This window comes from Hanstruepera marina, from assembly GCF_019880635.1.
Classification (GTDB): domain Bacteria; phylum Bacteroidota; class Bacteroidia; order Flavobacteriales; family Flavobacteriaceae; genus Hanstruepera; species Hanstruepera marina.
On record NZ_JAINVX010000001.1, the window covers coordinates 1,068,830 to 1,085,036 of the forward strand.

Consider the following 16,207-nt stretch of genomic DNA (forward strand, 5'->3'; position numbering starts at 1 on the left):
ATTAAAATAATTATTTTTGCCCTATAAAAATAATCCTAAACTGTATTTTATGTCTACTTTAAGATTTCATGCCATTAAAGAATCGTTAACTAGAAAACCGGTTCATATTGAAGAAAATGAGCGACGCTCATCTATTTTTGGGTCTAACGTATTTAACGAAGATACAATGCGTCAGTTCCTGACAAAAGAAGCGTTTAACAGTGTTATGGATGCGGTACAAAACGGAACTAAAATTGATCGTGTTGTTGCCGACCATATTTCTACGGGAATGAAAGAATGGGCTATCTCCAAAGGAGCAACGCATTACACACATTGGTTTCAACCTTTAACCGGAGCCACTGCTGAAAAACATGATGCATTTTTCGAGCCAATTGGAAATGGTAGAGCCATTGAAAAATTTGGAGGCGGTCAATTAGTACAGCAGGAACCAGATGCTTCAAGTTTTCCTAATGGAGGAATTAGAAATACATTTGAAGCGCGTGGGTATACGGCTTGGGATCCAACTTCTCCGGCATTTATCTATGGTACAACATTGTGTATTCCAACGGTTTTTGTATCCTATACTGGCGAAGCTCTAGATTATAAAACCCCATTATTACGTGCTTTACAAGCTGTGGATCATGCTGCGGTTGACGTGTGTAAGTATTTTGATAAAAATGTTAAAAAAGTAAATGCATCTTTGGGTTGGGAACAGGAGTATTTTTTAATTGACAGTTCCCTGGTTGCTTCAAGACCAGATCTTGTGTTGACAGGTAGAACCTTATTGGGGCACTCTCCTGCAAAAGGGCAGCAGTTGGACGATCATTATTTTGGTACGATTCCAAATAGAGCTATGCAATACATGCGTGATTTGGAAACAGAGTGTATGCTTTTAGGTATTCCTGTAAAAACAAGGCATAACGAAGTAGCGCCTAACCAATTTGAATTAGCGCCAGTTTACGATGAAGCTAATTTAGCTGTAGATCATAACTCCTTATTAATGGATGTTATGGATAAGGTTGCTGAGCGACATAATTTTAAAGTGCTGTTTCATGAAAAGCCATTTGCTGGTGTAAACGGTTCGGGTAAACATAACAACTGGAGTTTAAGTACGGATACTGGAGTTAATTTATTGGGTCCAGGTAAAACACCTATGAGTAATTTACAGTTTTTAACGTTTTTTATTAATACTATAAAAGCTGTAAATGATAATGAAGAGTTATTGCGTGCTGCTATTGCATCAGCAAGTAATGATCACCGATTGGGAGCTAACGAAGCACCTCCGGCAATAATTTCTGTATTCATTGGTGAGCAATTAACAAATGTGCTTAATGAATTGGAGCATGTTACTAATGGTAAATTGTCTCCTGAAGAAAAAACAGACTTAAAATTAAACGTTGTTGGTAAAATCCCAGAGATTTTATTAGATAATACCGACAGAAACAGAACATCGCCTTTTGCTTTCACAGGTAATAAATTTGAGTTTAGAGCTGTTGGTTCTAAAGCTAACTGTGCTAATGCCATGACGGTTTTAAATACAATTATGGCCAAACAGTTAATTGAGTTTAAAGCTGAAGTTGATGCTTTAATTAAGAAAAAGGATTTAAAGAAAGATGAAGCGGTTTTTAATATCTTAAGAGAGTACATCAAGAAATCCAAAAACATATTGTTTGAAGGAAACGGTTATGGTGAAGCTTGGGAAAAAGAAGCTAAAAAGCGTGGCTTAAGCAATAATAAAACGACTCCAGAAGCTCTAAAGGCTAAAATATCTGATAAAACAATAAAGATGTTTGAGCAGCTTGGTGTAATGAATAAAGTAGAGGCAGAAGCGCGTTATGAAATTGAAATGGAAGAGTATGTGCTTCGTATTCAAATTGAAGGTCGTGTATTGGGTGATATTGCAAGAAATCACGTAGTCCCTACTGCTGTTCGTTATCAAAATATCCTAATTGAAAATGTAAAAGGGTTGAAAGAGATTTATGGTAACGATTTTAAAAAGTATGCCCAAGAGCAAATGCAATTAATAGAAGACATTTCAAAGCATATTGAATTGATAAATTCTAATGTAACCAAAATGACAAACGAGCGTAAAAAAGCTAATGCGATAGACGATATAGAAAAGAAAGCCGATGCTTACTGTTTTAAGGTAAAATCAATTTTTGATGATATTCGTTATAGCTGTGATAAATTGGAGTTATTGGTTGATGATGAGTTGTGGCCATTAACAAAGTATAGAGAATTGTTGTTTACTAAATAATTGATATATAATCACTTATAAAAACCCCATCCTTTTAAAACGATGGGGTTTTTTTTATGGTTACAAGTGTGTTGTTTGCATTTCGTCTGAATAAAAATGTATATCAACGAAAAATTAAAATAGAATTTAATTCTAGTCTAAAACTTGCCTATTTTTGATAAGCTATTAATCATTAATCTATTGACATGAAGAGGCTTATATTAAGTGTTCTTATGCTTTTGGCTGCAACCCTCATTTTTTCGCAAGCCAGTGAAAATCTTGAAGATGATGTATCAACTCAAGAAATTGTGAAACAAGAAGACGGTTCATTAGCTGTTGGCTAAAGCACTCTAAACGTTATTACAATTCCCTTTATATTTAATCATGGCTCTTTTGCCATGATTTTTTATTTATTTTATATCTCTCATTATTAGAGATATAAAAGCTTTTGTTATATTGCGTGAGATGTTTTTGTAAACTATTATATCAATGTTAATTAAGCATATGTTTGGCAAGTTCAAAACCTTCAATTCTATATTTCTTTTTAAATGTTTATTTGCTGTTAATCTTCTTGTTGCGCAAGATGACATTGAAACTACAAGCATGTCAAATATTCCACAAACAGACTTCTATGATTACAGAGGGACTAATGTTGTAGATATTTCTATTGGTTCAGCTGTGATGAATGGTGATTATCCAGATCCGCTTTTTGATGTGTATTGGCATTTTGGATATAAACGCTATATCATTCCTTATGTTAGTGTAGATATAGGTTATCACAAGTTTAATTTGGTCTATAAGGATTTGTTTAATAATGGCTACATGTCTTTTGATGCGAATGTAGAATTGCTCCCTTTTCCTCATGAGCGTTTTTCGCCATTTGCTTATTTTGGAGGCGGAATTCATGCGTCAAATTATTTTAATGAAGTTGCGCCAAAGGTCCAAGGAGGTTTGGGTGTTGAGTACATTGTTTATGAGGGTATAGGTTTAACATTGTATTCAGATTACAATGCGGTATTTAGCGATGAGGTTGATGGCAGGATATTTGGGGAAACTGATGATGCTTACTGGCGAATAGCTATAGGGCTTAACTTTTATTTTGGTGGTCAGAAGAAAAAACAAAAATTATTACAAAATGTGCCATCTGTAATCAAAACAAATCCAATTACTTCCCAAAAATAGATAACAATTTCTATTTTTGCATTTCAAACTAGTTTCATGAGTCAAGAAGTAAGTAAGCGTTATGCTCAAAGAGGTGTTTCTGCATCAAAAGAAGATGTGCACAATGCCATTAAAAATATTGATAAAGGCTTATTCCCCAAGGCATTTTGTAAAATTGTTCCAGATTATTTAACAAATAGTGATGAGCATTGCCTTATCATGCATGCTGATGGTGCCGGAACAAAGTCTTCATTAGCGTATATGTATTGGAAAGAAACTGCAGACCTTTCAGTTTGGAAGGGTATTGCGCAAGATGCTCTAATTATGAATATAGATGATTTGTTGTGCGTGGGTGCTACAGATAACATCATGCTGTCTTCAACAATTGGGAGGAACAAGAACCTTATTCCGGGCGAAGTTATTTCGGCAATAATAAATGGAACAGAAGAGCTGATTCAGGATTTAAAAGAATTTGGCGTAACTATTCATTCAACAGGTGGAGAAACGGCAGATGTGGGCGATTTAGTTAGGACGATTATTGTTGACTCGACTGTTACTGCACGAATGAAAAGAGCAGATGTTATAGATAATGCCAATATTAAAGCGGGTGATGTTATTATTGGTTTGGAATCTTTTGGTCAAGCAACTTACGAAATGGGATACAATGGTGGCATGGGAAGTAATGGTCTTACTTCTGCTAGGCACGATGTGTTCCACAATTATTTAGCTAAAAAATATCCTGAAAGTTTTGATGCCTCGGTACCTGAAGGGCTTGTGTATTCGGGAGGAATGAAGTTGACGGATTCAGTTGAGAATTCTCCAATTGATGCTGGAAAACTGGTTTTGTCTCCTACAAGAACTTATGCGCCAATAATCAAGGCTGTTTTGAATAAGTATGATAAGAAAACTGTTCATGGTATGGTGCACTGTAGTGGAGGTGCCCAAACAAAGATTCTTCATTTTGTAGAAGATTTACATATTATAAAAGATAATTTATTTGATGTGCCGCCATTGTTTAAGTTGATTCAGGAACAGTCCAAAACAGATTGGAAAGAAATGTATCAGGTGTTTAATTGTGGTCATAGAATGGAATTATATGTGTCTACGGAGATAGCTGATGATATAGTGTCAATTTCAAAATCCTTTAATGTGGATGCCAAAATAATTGGTCGTGTAGAATCCAGTTCCAAAAAGAAACTTACAATAAAAAGTGATTATGGCGAGTTTGTATACTAATTTAATTAATAGCTAATTTTTAATTTTTTTAACTATGACCAGATTTGTAGTTATCTGTTGTTTTATTGTTTCATTTAAAATTTTCGCCCAACCAGACTCATTGTTTTTTAAGCAATCTACTATTCCATTGACGCCCATTTGGAGTCAAGACAATAAATTTGGGGTGGATATTAACCAGGTGGCTTTTGTGAATTGGAATTCTGGAGGGGTGAATTCTATAGCGGCACTTTTTGCTCTTAAAAGTGCTTTAAAATATCAGTACCGTCATTTTATTTGGGATAATCTTTTAGATGCGAGGTATGGTGTTAACAGTCAGCAAAATCAGGAATTAAGAAAAACTGACGACTTGCTTGAGGTTCGTTCCAGTCTTGGTTATCGTAAAAATAAATTTACAAATTGGTATTATTCGGCACGATTTAGTTTTAAAACGCAATTTGCAAAGGGGTTTAATTATCCTAATACAGATAATGTTATTTCTAAATTTATGGCTCCTGGCTATTTGTTTGTGGGTGGAGGTGTTGAGTATGGAAAAAACATTGAAAAGCTATCTACCTATTTTTCGCCATTAACGCTCAAATCAACTTTTGTTTTGGATGAGGATTTGTCAAATGCGGGTTCCTTTGGTGTTGCTCCTGCAGAGTATGACAATGATGGAAATTTGATTGCGGAGGGTGAGCGTGTTAGAAAAGAATTGGGAATTTTATTGACGAGTGCTTATGAGGCGGAACTTTTTCAGAATATAGCTATAAGAAATTTGGTTAGCTTTTATACGGACTATATAAACGATTTTGGGAATATTGATGTTGACTGGGAATTAGTTTTTGATTTTAAGGTAAATAGTTTTGTCAGGGCTACTTTAGGATCGCATTTAAAGTATGATAACGATGTTAAACTACTGGTTGAAGTTGAGGATCCTGAAAACGATGAGCTTGAATTTGCGGAAGAAGGCGCACGAGTTCAGTGGAAGCAAATTCTAGGTGTGGGCGTGATAGTTGGGTTTTAAGAATTTAAAAAATTTGTTAACTTTTTTTTGTTGATAAATTTTAATTTATTGAAAATCAATTAATTAAAATAAAAACTTGCAAACTTTATGATTTTTGTCATATTTTAAGTTTATTTTTTTTGCTTTATTTACATCTCGTAATAAGCTATTAAAAATAAAACTTAAACCTCGTATGTCAACACAATTAAAACCCAAAGTTGCCAAAAAAACATTTACTCAAGAAGAAGCGTTTAATGCTTCAAAAGATTATTTTAATGAAGATGATTTAGCCGCTCAAGTTTGGATAAATAAATATGCCCTTAAAGACTCGCATGGTAATTTATATGAGCTTACACCAAACGATATGCATCGTCGCATTGCTAAAGAAATTGCCCGTATTGAATCGCGTTATTCTAATCCATTATCTGAAAATGAGGTTTTCAATCTAATAAAAGATTTTAAATATATCGTACCTCAAGGTAGCCCAATGGCTGGAATTGGTAATCCTTATCAAACGGCCTCATTGTCAAACTGTTTTGTTATTGGTAATGATGGTGATTCAGACTCTTATGGTGGCATTATGAAAATCGATCAAGAGCAGGTGCAACTCATGAAGCGTCGTGGAGGTGTTGGTCACGATTTATCACATATAAGACCAAAAGGGTCACCGGTAAAGAACTCGGCTTTAACGTCTACAGGCATTGTGCCATTTATGGAGCGTTATTCAAACTCAACGCGAGAAGTGGCACAAGATGGGCGTAGAGGTGCGTTAATGTTGTCAGTTTCAATTAATCATCCCGATTCAGAAGATTTTATCGATGCTAAATTGGAGCAGGGTAAGGTTACTGGAGCTAATGTTTCAGTTAGAATTGATGATGCATTTATGCGAGCCGTAAAACAGAATACTGATTACACACAGAAGTATCCTATTTTTAGTGATTCACCTAAGTTTTCCCAAACCATTGATGCGAATGGTATTTGGAAAAAAATTGTACATAATGCTTGGAAATCCGCAGAGCCAGGTATTTTGTTTTGGGATACTATTATTAATGAATCGGTTCCAGATTGCTATGCAGATTTAGGTTATAAAACGGTGTCGACCAATCCTTGTGGGGAAATACCGCTATGTCCTTATGATTCTTGTCGTTTGCTGGCTATCAATCTATTTTCTTATGTAGAAAAACCTTTTACAAAAGAAGCGACTTTCAATTTTGAGTTGTTTAAGAAGCATGTAGCTTATGCACAGCGTATTATGGATGACATTATTGATTTAGAGTTGGAGAAAATTGATGTGATTTTAGAAAAAATAGAAAACGATCCAGAGTTAGATGATATTAAGGCTACAGAACGGAATTTATGGTTAAATATTAAAAAGAAAGCCGAAGAAGGTCGTCGTACAGGTATTGGAATTACAGCAGAAGGCGATATGTTGGCTGCTTTGGGGATTCAATATGGTAGTCAGGATGGTAATGATTTTTCCTTAAAGGTTCATAAAACGTTGGGTATAGAAGCGTATAGAGCTTCGGTGCAAACGGCCAAAGAGCGAGGTGCTTTTGCTATTTTTGATTCTGATAGAGAAAAGAACAATCCATTTATTCAACGCTTAAAAGCTGCAGATGAAAAGCTGTATTACGAAATGCTAGAACATGGACGCAGAAATATAGCCTTATTAACCATTGCACCAACCGGGACAACAAGTTTAATGACACAAACTTCTTCTGGAATTGAACCTGTATTTTTGCCTGTATATAAACGTAGACGTAAAGTGAATCCGAACGATAAAAATGTAAGGGTTGATTTTGTAGATGAAGTTGGTGATTCGTGGGAAGAGTATGTTGTTTTTCATCACCGCTTTAAGCAATGGATGGAAGTCAACGGAATAGATACTTCAAAAAATTACAATCAAGAAGAATTGGATGATATTGTAAGGCAATCACCTTATTATAAGGCTACTTCAAATGATGTGGATTGGTTGAGTAAGGTTACCATGCAAGGTGCCGTACAAAAATGGGTTGATCATTCTATTAGTGTAACTATTAATTTGCCTCACGATGTTAGTGAGGAATTGGTAGGCGAACTATACCTTAAAGCTTGGGAGGTTGGTTGTAAAGGAGTCACGGTTTATCGAGATGGTTCGCGTTCGGGCGTGTTAATTTCTAACGATGACAAAAAAGAAGAGGAGCAAACGGAGACCTTAACTAATTTTCCTGTGAAAAGACCGCAGGTTTTAGAGGCTGACGTGGTACGCTTTCAGAATAAAAAAGAAAAATGGATTGCTTTTATTGGATTGATAGATGGTAAGCCTTATGAAATATTCACCGGTTTAGCAGACGATGAGGATGGTATTTTAATTCCGCGATGGGTTGAAAAAGGATTGATTATTAAAAATCGAAATAACGATGGTACATCGCGATACGATTTTCAATATCAAAATAAACGAGGTTACAAAACCACTATTGAAGGCTTGTCGCATAAGTTTAATCCAGAGTTTTGGAATTATGCCAAATTAATTTCAAGTACTATGCGTCATGGAATGCCTATTGATAACATTGTAGAATTAATTAACAGTCTTCAGTTAGATAGTGAGTCTATTAACACATGGAAAAATGGTGTTGGGCGTGCTCTAAAACGTTATGTGGCCGATGGTACTAAAGCAAAAGGTCAAACCTGTGCTAACTGTCAATCTGAAAATTTAATCTATCAAGAAGGTTGCTTAACTTGTAAAGATTGTGGGTCTTCTAAATGTGGTTAGAACTATAAAATCCGTAATAAAAAAGGAAGCTAACAGGCTTCCTTTTTTTAATTGCTAAAATCTTGGGTAAGGTATTTGTAATCTTTTAACTCGCTTAAGTCATTTATAAGTTTACTACAGCCATTGGTTATTAAGTAAATACTATCAGAAACATCAATAACCTCGGTATATCTATGGTCGGTTAGGATGATGATTTTATGTTTCTTTTCGTAGTTTATTAAGTTTTGTATCGTTTCAATATACAATGGAGCTACGCCATTAAAGGGCTCGTCCAACAATACAATTTGTCCAGCTTTTTTAAGAATTAAATAAATTTCTATAACCCGACGTTCACCACCCGACAATCTATTAAATCGCGTATTATTAAAGATTTCAAACTGAGGAAACCTATGAATAAATGCATCCCAATCAACTTGATATAGCTTAAAAGCCATTCCAATTTTCGTCTGATCGGGAACAAAATGATGTTGGGGTAAAAACGAAATCTTTCTGGAGCGATATAAAGCTTTCAAAAAAGGCTCATTATTCAAGCGAATAAGTTTGTATTTTGGTTTTAAAGAACCAAATATAATTTGAAGTAAACAACTTTTTCCGCAGCCATTACTACCTAATATCGATGTGACTTTACCAGTTTCTGCCTTTAAATAAATACCATTTAAAATGCGTTTTCCAGAAAAATTTAATTCAACATTATCTACCTCTAAAATCATATAAACTCTTTAACTAATAATAAAAAGCAAGATGTTATAAAGATATCAATTAAAAAAATAGTACCGAATAATTTGAGTGATGAGATTCCTAAATTGTTATAAAAAATTAGCTTTCGTTTGGACCGTGTTTCAGTTATAATGTACCATAAGAAAAGTGTGAGGAAAAATTTTGAAATCAATATAGGAGGAATGTTTGGGCTAACAATTAATAGAAAAATGTTAATCCCAATGGACCATAAAAAGTATGGCTTATAAAACAACAGTATAGCCCCAAAGCGTTGCATGATAAAATAAAAACGTAAATCCAGAAGTATTATTTTTAGCTAAAGCAAGAATAAATATTTTGGTTCGAACAAAAAACTATCAATTCATAAATTATCGTATTTTTGCTACACAATTTAAATTGGTAAATGTTAGAAAAACTTCAAATTATAAAACAGCGCTTTGATGAGGTGAGCGATTTAATTATCCAACCAGATATTATATCAGACCAAAAGCGTTATGTGGAATTAAATAAAGAGTATAAGGATTTACGTGTTCTAATGGATAAGCGTGATGCTTATATAGAATTGACCAATAATTTAAAGGAAGCTGAAGAGATTATTGCTGATGGAGGCGATGATGAAATGGTTGAAATGGCTAAAATGCAATACGATGAGGCTAAAGAAGGTATTCCTAAATTAGAAGAAGAAATCCGTTTTCTATTAATACCAAAAGATCCTGAAGACTCAAAAAACGCTGTTGTAGAATTACGTGCTGGTACAGGTGGAGATGAAGCTAGTATTTTTGCAGGTGATTTATTTAGAATGTATTCCAAATATTGTGAAAGCAAAGGATGGAAAGTAGATACTGTAGATTTTAGCGAAGGTACCAACGGCGGATTTAAAGAAATTCAATTTGAAGTTTCTGGTGAAGATGTTTATGGAACCTTAAAATTTGAGGCTGGAGTGCACCGTGTACAACGTGTGCCGCAAACCGAAACACAAGGTCGCGTACATACTAGCGCGGCGACTTGTATGGTGTTTCCTGAAGCTGAAGAATTTGATGTGGAAATCGATCCTAAAGATGTGCGAATTGATTACTTCTGTTCCTCTGGTCCAGGTGGTCAGTCGGTTAATACAACGTATTCAGCTGTACGTTTAACACATATCCCAACAGGGTTGGTTGCGCAATGTCAAGACCAGAAATCACAGCATAAAAACAAAGAGAAGGCTTTTAAGGTTTTACGATCACGGTTGTATGATTTGGAATTAGCCAAAAAACAGGAAGAAGATGCAGCCAAGCGTGGAAGTATGGTTTCATCTGGTGATAGAAGTGCCAAAATTAGAACCTATAACTATCCGCAAGGACGTGTAACGGATCACCGAATTGGTTTAACGCTTTATGATTTACAAAATATTGTGAATGGTGACCTTCAAAAAATAATAGATGAACTTATGTTGGCTGAAAACACTGAAAAGTTAAAAGCTAGCGACGAACATATTTAATTCAAGGCCTCTTTTTTGAGGCTTTTTTTATAGCATGACAACACAACAATTAACCGAACAAATTAGAAAAAAGAAATCCTTTCTGTGTATAGGATTGGATGTTGATTTAAATAAAATTCCACAACATTTATTAAGAGAGGATGATCCCATTTTTGCTTTTAATAAAGCTATTATTGATGCAACACATCATCTCTGCGTAGCCTATAAACCCAATACGGCTTTTTATGAAGCTTATGGAATTAAGGGCTGGCAAGCATTGGAAAAAACCATCAACTATCTAAACACTAATCACCCTGAAGTTTTTACCATTGCAGATGCTAAACGAGGCGATATAGGTAATACAAGTAGTATGTATGCCAAAGCCTTTTTTAAAGATTTAGCTTTTGATAGTGTAACCGTTGCACCATATATGGGTAAAGATTCGGTTGAACCGTTTTTAGATTTTGAAAATAAACACACCATAATGTTAGCCTTGACTTCCAATCAAGGTGCCTTTGATTTTCAAACACAAACTGTTAATGGGGTTGAACTTTATAAGCAGGTATTGGAAACTTCAAAAACATGGAAGAATTCCCAAAACCTTATGTACGTTGTTGGCGCTACTAAAGCAGAATATTTAGCCGATATTAGAAAGATAGTTCCAAATAGTTTTCTTCTTGTACCTGGAGTAGGGGCACAAGGCGGTAATTTACAGGATGTTTGTAAGTATGGCATGACAGAACAAATAGGATTGCTGATAAATTCTTCAAGAGGCATTATTTATGCTTCTAATAAAACCGATTTTGCAGAAGCAGCTGCTGTAAAAGCATCTGATTTACAGGAACAAATGCAAGGGGCTTTAGAAGCAAACTAAAGTTTTCTTGCCTTTTGTGGGAGTAGAGTTATGCAGGAAGTTCAACTATGAAAATTAATGATCAATTAAATAGAACATTGGTGTTTTCTGAACCACCAACTCGAATCGTATCTCTAGTGCCAAGCCTTACAGAGCTTGTTTGTGATTTAGGGTTGAAAACTTTTTTGGTCGGCGTAACAAAATTTTGTGTACATCCTGAAGATATAAGGTATAAAGCTGTTGTTGCAGGCGGGACAAAACAAGTTCATTATGATAAAATCCGTGAGTTGAACCCTGATGTCATTTTATGTAATAAGGAAGAGAATACTCAAGATATGATACGAGAGCTAGAGAAAATAGCACCTGTACATATTAGCGATATCAATACTATTCAGGATTGTTTAGATGTTATTGAAGTGTATGGTATAATGCTAGGTGTTGAAAAACAAGCCGAATTAATAGTTTCTAAAATAAAAGACGAGCAAAGTAATTTTGAGTTATTCATTAAAACAAAACCTATTCGTACGGTAGTTTATTTTATCTGGAAAGACCCTTGGATGGCTGTTGGAAAAAATACCTTCATAAATTATATGCTTACCCTTAATAGGTTTGATAATTATTTTGGGAGTCAATCACGCTATCCAGAAGTGAATATGAAAGAAATATATTCAGAGGTTGACATGGTTTTACTTTCAACAGAACCGTTTCCTTTTAACAAAGAGCATTTTAAATTCATACAGCCAAGATTTCCTAACGCTAAAATCCTTTTGGTTGATGGCGAAATGTTTTCTTGGTATGGGAGTCGCATGGTAAAGGCTTTTAAATATTTTAAAGAGCTACATGGCGATTATTAGATTCAAACAGAGCCTTTTTAATTTTAAAGGCTTTGTAATAAAGAATATCGCTTAATCCAGCATCGGTCATGCTAATGTTATAAGCCTGCTCTATCAGTTGCTTATATCGTTTTCTTAATTTTATAACTTTTTTTGAGATAGGGCTTGAGTTGCCTATTTTACAAAATTGTGGACTCATATCGTATGTTTTATATTATATACGTGTATGATTGTTGTAAAGGATAAGGAGTAAAGTTAAAATTTTGGTAATTTTTAAACAGAAGGTTTCATGTTGTCTCTGTGCAAATAACTCAAACGGTTGAGTTTGTCAAGTAGTTGTATAGCTTGGTATTCAGAGATGTCACTTTCAGCCGAATCAGTTTGTCTTAAATTATAAGCTTGTTCAATAAGTTGCTTGTAGCGTTTTTGCAACTTAATTTTTTGTTTTTTGATTTCGGTTAGTCTTTTCATCTTTTAAGCCCAATGGAATTTAAATATATTTAAAATATTGTAATTCAGCAAACTAAAAAGCTAATTTGTAACAAAAAAAAAATCGGGCTTGGAGAAAGACCGATTTTTTAACTAACTAACTCTTACTAATCCAAATTATGGGTTGTAAATTCTTTATATGAGAACACTGCAAATTTGCAAGATATTTCAAAAACTAATGTTATGTTAATATTAGCATTATATTAAATATCATTTAATAACTTTTTGGCAATAAACCATTTATTATGAAAAATATACTACTCATCATTATGCTATCTATGAATGTTACTGTTTTTTCTCAAAAAGAAAACTGTATTTGTTGTACCGAAAAACATGCTGAATTTGATTTTTGGATAGGAGATTGGAATGTTACTAATCCAGATGGTTCTAAAGCAGGAACGAATACTATTGTTAAGCTTCAAGATAATTGCATGCTGCAGGAAAATTGGGCTAGTGCTAATGGTAAGGTTACTGGAACCAGTACTAATTTTTATAATTATAAAACAGAGCAATGGGAGCAGATATGGGTTGATAATAGAGGAGGAAATTTGCATTTAAAAGGGAGTCGCGTGGCTAATCAAATGATTTTAAAAACCGATCAAGAGTTTAATAAAAAAGGTGAACCGTTTTATCATCGGGTTACATGGACTTTAAATCCTGATGGTTCAGTACGTCAATATTGGGAAACAATAACAAATGATAAAGATATTACTGTAGCTTTTGATGGGCTTTATACAAAGCAATAAGGGTATATAAAAAAAGGAAAACTACTAGGTTCTCCTTTTTAAATTTTTTAATAACTTATTTGATGACTTTAATTGTCTGGGTTTTATTATTTGCATTTACTTTTATTAAATAAATGCCATTAGATAATGACGTCATGTCTATCTCCTTAATCGGATTGTCCGATTGTATTTCTTTTACTTTTTTACCAAGAATATTAAAAATAGAGATACTCGTAACTGGTGAAACAGATTTAATATTTAATCTGTCAAAAACAGGATTTGGATATACACTAACATCTTCTTTTGAAAACTCGTCAACACTTAAACTGGTAACATCAAAAACAATATCATCGTAAAAAGCAGTAGTTGAAGAACTGGCAGAATAGAAATCAACTCCACCCAATATTGGGTCTGATTGAAAATCAGTTGGAGTAGGATTAGCAACCGTACCATTAATAGTCATTTGGTATGTATGCGATGGAGAGTCTAAATCAAATGCAATTGAAACTGGGAACCAAACATCATGAGGGAAACTAAATGTAACGTTTGTAGCTAAATCAATACCTACACCTGGCGCTGCGTTTCCTTGGTTGAAGTAAATGTCTCCAGAATTCCAAATACCAGATAAGGAACCTCCAGGGATTGTTCCTTGAATGTTAAAATAACCTTCACTTCCAGAGGGTACATACATATTAAATTCGAGAGTATATTGCCCTGATGATAAATTACCTAGAAGTAATATGGCATCTTGAATACCACCATTGCCAATAAGTCCAGATTTGGTTCCGGAACTAGCTTGAGTACTTGAGATAATTATGTTTTCTGCATTGTTTGAAGCTGAAGAATTTTGACTCCAGTTTGTCCAGTGCGCAGTAGGTAATAAAGGGCCTAGATTATACGACTCGAAATCATCATCAATTATTTGAGAAAATCCAGTCAAAGCCAGTAATGTCAAAAGAACTGTTAAAAAGTAGTTTTTATTCATGATGCTATTGCTTAATGTGTTAATAATGAATACAATATAATTAAAAATAGCGTCAAAAACTAAATTTTATTTATAAACTAATCCTGTAAAGCAAACACGCGTCGTAATAAATCTGTAGTTCTTGAGGATAGCTTGGTTCTAATTTCCTTTTCTTCAACAGCAATCATGGTATAAACACCTTTTAGTGCTTCTTGTGTTACGTAATCTGTTAAATCAGGGTTAACATTATTTGTAAATGGTATAGCGTTATACTTATTAATTAAGTTTGTCCAAATATCATCAGCGCCAACCTTTGCAAACGAATTATTGATGATAGGATGAAATTTGTCGTACAAACTGGCTTGCGTTCTGCTTTCTAAATACGTAGTAGCCGACCTGTCATCTCCCAAAAGTATATTTTTGGCATCATTAAATGTGATGCCTTTTACCGCATCAACAAATATAGGTGTGGCTTCACCAACGGCATCTTCAGCAGCCCTATTCAAGACCTTAAGTCCCTCATCAGCTAAATTGCCCAACCCAATATCTCTTAATGCTTTGTCTACTTTTTTAAGTTCGTCTGGGAGTAATATTTTAACTAATTCATTGCCGTAAAAACCATCTTTATTCCCAAGTAGTGTTACTTGTTCGTCTATGCCCTTATCTAGTGCTTGCCTTAAACCTTCAGCAATATCGGCATTTGTTATTCCTGTAGAGTTTTCGGGTAATTCATCAATTACCTGTTGTAATTCTGCACAGGATGAAAGTATTGTTAAGCTAATAAATAAGAGAATGTTACGATACATAGTATGGGGTTTGTTATCTTTAGCAAAGATAAAAGTATTATTATGAAACCCATTCAATTATTGTGCCTTATCTTCTTACTTCAATTTTTTTCCTGTCAAGAAAAATTAAAAACAGAAATAAAAGCTATAGATGTAGCTCCTAAACAATACATCACAGTTTTGGGCATTGCACAAGACGCAGGTTATCCACAAATAGATTGTAGTAAAGAATGTTGCCAATCATTTTACGATGAATTTGAAACAAAAAAAATGGTTTCATGTTTAGGCTTGGTTGATTTAGAATCTAAAAGCAAATGGTTGTTTGATGCTACGCCAGACATTTCAGAACAGGTTCATATTCTAAAAGCCAAACATTTAAATAATAATAAAGTTATAGATGGTGTGTTTTTGACACATGCACATATTGGACATTATACTGGACTGATGTATTTGGGAAGAGAAGCTATTGGAGGTAAGAATATTCCTGTTTACGCCATGCCAAGAATGAAATCGTATATCGAAAATAATGGGCCATGGAGTCAGTTGATTACGTTGAACAATATTGATGTAAATCCATTACACAATGATTCTACAATTGTTTTGAATTCAAACTTAAAGGTCACACCATTTTTGGTTCCACATCGGGATGAATTTTCGGAAACAGTTGGTTATAAAATTGAAGGTAAAACCAAATCAGCTTTATTTATTCCAGATATTGATAAATGGGACGTTTGGGAAAGAAATATAATTGATGAAGTCAAGCAAGTTGATTACGCCTTTTTGGACGCTTCGTTTTTTGCTGATGGTGAGTTGGAACGCGATATGAGCAAAATACCACATCCCTTTACTACTGAAACAACTACGTTGTTTGAAAGTGAATCTGAAGCAACTAAAAATAAAATTCATTTTATTCACTTCAATCATACAAACCCTGCTATTAAAGATTCTCATCCGTTGAAAGATAGTCTTCAAAATTTAGGTTTTCGTTTCCCAAAAGAAGGTAGTGTCTTTGAGTTATAGTCTGTTAGATAATTAC

The 16,207-nt window shown here is 34.1% G+C and carries 16 protein-coding genes; 11 read left to right on the forward strand and 5 right to left on the reverse strand.

Going from position 1 to position 16,207, the window contains the following annotated elements; genetic code table 11:
- Positions 1-49 precede the first annotated feature (49 nt).
- The 6 genes from K7G76_RS05020 (at position 50) to K7G76_RS05045 (ending at position 8,346) form a co-directional block, all read left to right on the forward strand.
- Positions 50-2,236 (forward strand): glutamine synthetase III family protein, encoded by a 2,187-nt coding sequence (locus K7G76_RS05020; RefSeq protein ID WP_223033085.1) that lies wholly within the window; start codon positions 50-52, stop codon positions 2,234-2,236.
- Positions 2,237-2,421: 185 nt separating this feature from the next.
- On the forward strand, positions 2,422-2,559 hold the full coding sequence (locus K7G76_RS05025; protein ID WP_223033086.1) for a hypothetical protein: 138 nt from the start codon (positions 2,422-2,424) through the stop codon (positions 2,557-2,559).
- 259 nt (positions 2,560-2,818) lie between these two features.
- The gene (locus tag K7G76_RS05030; RefSeq protein WP_223033087.1) at positions 2,819-3,397 is read left to right on the forward strand and encodes a Curli production assembly/transport component CsgG; all 579 of its coding nucleotides are present in this window, start codon (positions 2,819-2,821) and stop codon (positions 3,395-3,397) included.
- A gap of 36 nt (positions 3,398-3,433) precedes the next feature.
- Positions 3,434-4,612, forward strand: a complete 1,179-nt coding sequence (locus K7G76_RS05035) for an AIR synthase related protein (protein ID WP_223033088.1) — start codon at positions 3,434-3,436, stop codon at positions 4,610-4,612.
- A 34-nt stretch (positions 4,613-4,646) separates the two neighbouring features.
- Positions 4,647-5,615, forward strand: coding sequence for a DUF3078 domain-containing protein (locus K7G76_RS05040; RefSeq protein WP_223033089.1), 969 nt, complete (start codon positions 4,647-4,649; stop codon positions 5,613-5,615).
- A gap of 172 nt (positions 5,616-5,787) precedes the next feature.
- Positions 5,788-8,346 (forward strand): adenosylcobalamin-dependent ribonucleoside-diphosphate reductase, encoded by a 2,559-nt coding sequence (locus K7G76_RS05045; RefSeq protein WP_223033090.1) that lies wholly within the window; start codon positions 5,788-5,790, stop codon positions 8,344-8,346.
- A 47-nt stretch (positions 8,347-8,393) separates the two neighbouring features.
- Here the strand turns inward: K7G76_RS05045 and K7G76_RS05050 are convergent, their stop codons facing one another.
- Positions 8,394-9,056, reverse strand: a complete 663-nt coding sequence (locus tag K7G76_RS05050) for an ATP-binding cassette domain-containing protein (protein ID WP_223033091.1) — start codon at positions 9,054-9,056, stop codon at positions 8,394-8,396.
- A 410-nt stretch (positions 9,057-9,466) separates the two neighbouring features.
- Here K7G76_RS05050 and prfA point away from each other — a divergent pair, with 410 nt between their 5' ends.
- The 3 genes from prfA to K7G76_RS05065 are packed head-to-tail and all read left to right on the forward strand — an operon-like array spanning position 9,467 to position 12,229.
- Positions 9,467-10,543: a peptide chain release factor 1 gene (prfA, locus tag K7G76_RS05055; RefSeq protein ID WP_223033092.1), complete on the forward strand. Its 1,077-nt coding sequence runs from the start codon at positions 9,467-9,469 to the stop codon at positions 10,541-10,543.
- Positions 10,544-10,577: 34 nt separating this feature from the next.
- Entirely contained in the window at positions 10,578-11,396 is an 819-nt protein-coding gene (gene pyrF, locus K7G76_RS05060; RefSeq protein ID WP_223033093.1) for an orotidine-5'-phosphate decarboxylase, read from the forward strand.
- 47 nt (positions 11,397-11,443) lie between these two features.
- Positions 11,444-12,229: an ABC transporter substrate-binding protein gene (locus K7G76_RS05065; protein WP_223033094.1), complete on the forward strand. Its 786-nt coding sequence runs from the start codon at positions 11,444-11,446 to the stop codon at positions 12,227-12,229.
- On the opposite strand, the gene K7G76_RS05070 is transcribed toward K7G76_RS05065, so the two are convergent.
- The gene (locus tag K7G76_RS05070) at positions 12,204-12,407 is read right to left on the reverse strand and encodes a Lacal_2735 family protein (protein ID WP_223033095.1); all 204 of its coding nucleotides are present in this window, start codon (positions 12,405-12,407) and stop codon (positions 12,204-12,206) included. The genes K7G76_RS05065 and K7G76_RS05070 overlap by 26 nt on opposite strands.
- 74 nt (positions 12,408-12,481) lie before the next feature.
- Positions 12,482-12,679: a Lacal_2735 family protein gene (locus K7G76_RS05075; protein WP_223033096.1), complete on the reverse strand. Its 198-nt coding sequence runs from the start codon at positions 12,677-12,679 to the stop codon at positions 12,482-12,484.
- 263 nt (positions 12,680-12,942) lie between these two features.
- Here K7G76_RS05075 and K7G76_RS05080 point away from each other — a divergent pair, with 263 nt between their 5' ends.
- Positions 12,943-13,443 carry a hypothetical protein gene (locus K7G76_RS05080; RefSeq protein ID WP_223033097.1) on the forward strand — a complete coding sequence of 167 codons (501 nt, stop codon included), beginning with the start codon at positions 12,943-12,945 and terminating at the stop codon, positions 13,441-13,443.
- 55 nt (positions 13,444-13,498) lie between these two features.
- On the opposite strand, the gene K7G76_RS05085 is transcribed toward K7G76_RS05080, so the two are convergent.
- Positions 13,499-14,407 carry a T9SS type A sorting domain-containing protein gene (locus K7G76_RS05085; protein WP_223033098.1) on the reverse strand — a complete coding sequence of 303 codons (909 nt, stop codon included), beginning with the start codon at positions 14,405-14,407 and terminating at the stop codon, positions 13,499-13,501.
- Positions 14,408-14,484: 77 nt separating this feature from the next.
- Positions 14,485-15,192, reverse strand: coding sequence for a DUF4197 domain-containing protein (locus K7G76_RS05090; RefSeq protein ID WP_223033099.1), 708 nt, complete (start codon positions 15,190-15,192; stop codon positions 14,485-14,487).
- A 42-nt stretch (positions 15,193-15,234) separates the two neighbouring features.
- Here K7G76_RS05090 and K7G76_RS05095 point away from each other — a divergent pair, with 42 nt between their 5' ends.
- On the forward strand, positions 15,235-16,191 hold the full coding sequence (locus tag K7G76_RS05095; RefSeq protein ID WP_223033100.1) for an MBL fold metallo-hydrolase: 957 nt from the start codon (positions 15,235-15,237) through the stop codon (positions 16,189-16,191).
- Positions 16,192-16,207: the final 16 nt, after the last annotated feature.

Bases quoted from the DNA above. Each gene is read 5' to 3' on its own strand.
- K7G76_RS05020 (WP_223033085.1), top strand. From the start codon at position 50: ATGTCTACTTTAAGATTTCATGCCATTAAAGAATCGTTAACTAGAAAA.
- K7G76_RS05025 (WP_223033086.1), top strand. From the start codon at position 2,422: ATGAAGAGGCTTATATTAAGTGTTCTTATGCTTTTGGCTGCAACCCTC.
- K7G76_RS05030 (WP_223033087.1), top strand. From the start codon at position 2,819: ATGTCAAATATTCCACAAACAGACTTCTATGATTACAGAGGGACTAAT.
- K7G76_RS05035 (WP_223033088.1), top strand. From the start codon at position 3,434: ATGAGTCAAGAAGTAAGTAAGCGTTATGCTCAAAGAGGTGTTTCTGCA.
- K7G76_RS05040 (WP_223033089.1), top strand. From the start codon at position 4,647: ATGACCAGATTTGTAGTTATCTGTTGTTTTATTGTTTCATTTAAAATT.
- K7G76_RS05045 (WP_223033090.1), top strand. From the start codon at position 5,788: ATGTCAACACAATTAAAACCCAAAGTTGCCAAAAAAACATTTACTCAA.
- K7G76_RS05050 (WP_223033091.1), bottom strand. From the start codon at position 9,056: ATGATTTTAGAGGTAGATAATGTTGAATTAAATTTTTCTGGAAAACGC.
- prfA (WP_223033092.1), top strand. From the start codon at position 9,467: ATGTTAGAAAAACTTCAAATTATAAAACAGCGCTTTGATGAGGTGAGC.
- pyrF (WP_223033093.1), top strand. From the start codon at position 10,578: ATGACAACACAACAATTAACCGAACAAATTAGAAAAAAGAAATCCTTT.
- K7G76_RS05065 (WP_223033094.1), top strand. From the start codon at position 11,444: ATGAAAATTAATGATCAATTAAATAGAACATTGGTGTTTTCTGAACCA.
- K7G76_RS05070 (WP_223033095.1), bottom strand. From the start codon at position 12,407: ATGAGTCCACAATTTTGTAAAATAGGCAACTCAAGCCCTATCTCAAAA.
- K7G76_RS05075 (WP_223033096.1), bottom strand. From the start codon at position 12,679: ATGAAAAGACTAACCGAAATCAAAAAACAAAAAATTAAGTTGCAAAAA.
- K7G76_RS05080 (WP_223033097.1), top strand. From the start codon at position 12,943: ATGAAAAATATACTACTCATCATTATGCTATCTATGAATGTTACTGTT.
- K7G76_RS05085 (WP_223033098.1), bottom strand. From the start codon at position 14,407: ATGAATAAAAACTACTTTTTAACAGTTCTTTTGACATTACTGGCTTTG.
- K7G76_RS05090 (WP_223033099.1), bottom strand. From the start codon at position 15,192: ATGTATCGTAACATTCTCTTATTTATTAGCTTAACAATACTTTCATCC.
- K7G76_RS05095 (WP_223033100.1), top strand. From the start codon at position 15,235: ATGAAACCCATTCAATTATTGTGCCTTATCTTCTTACTTCAATTTTTT.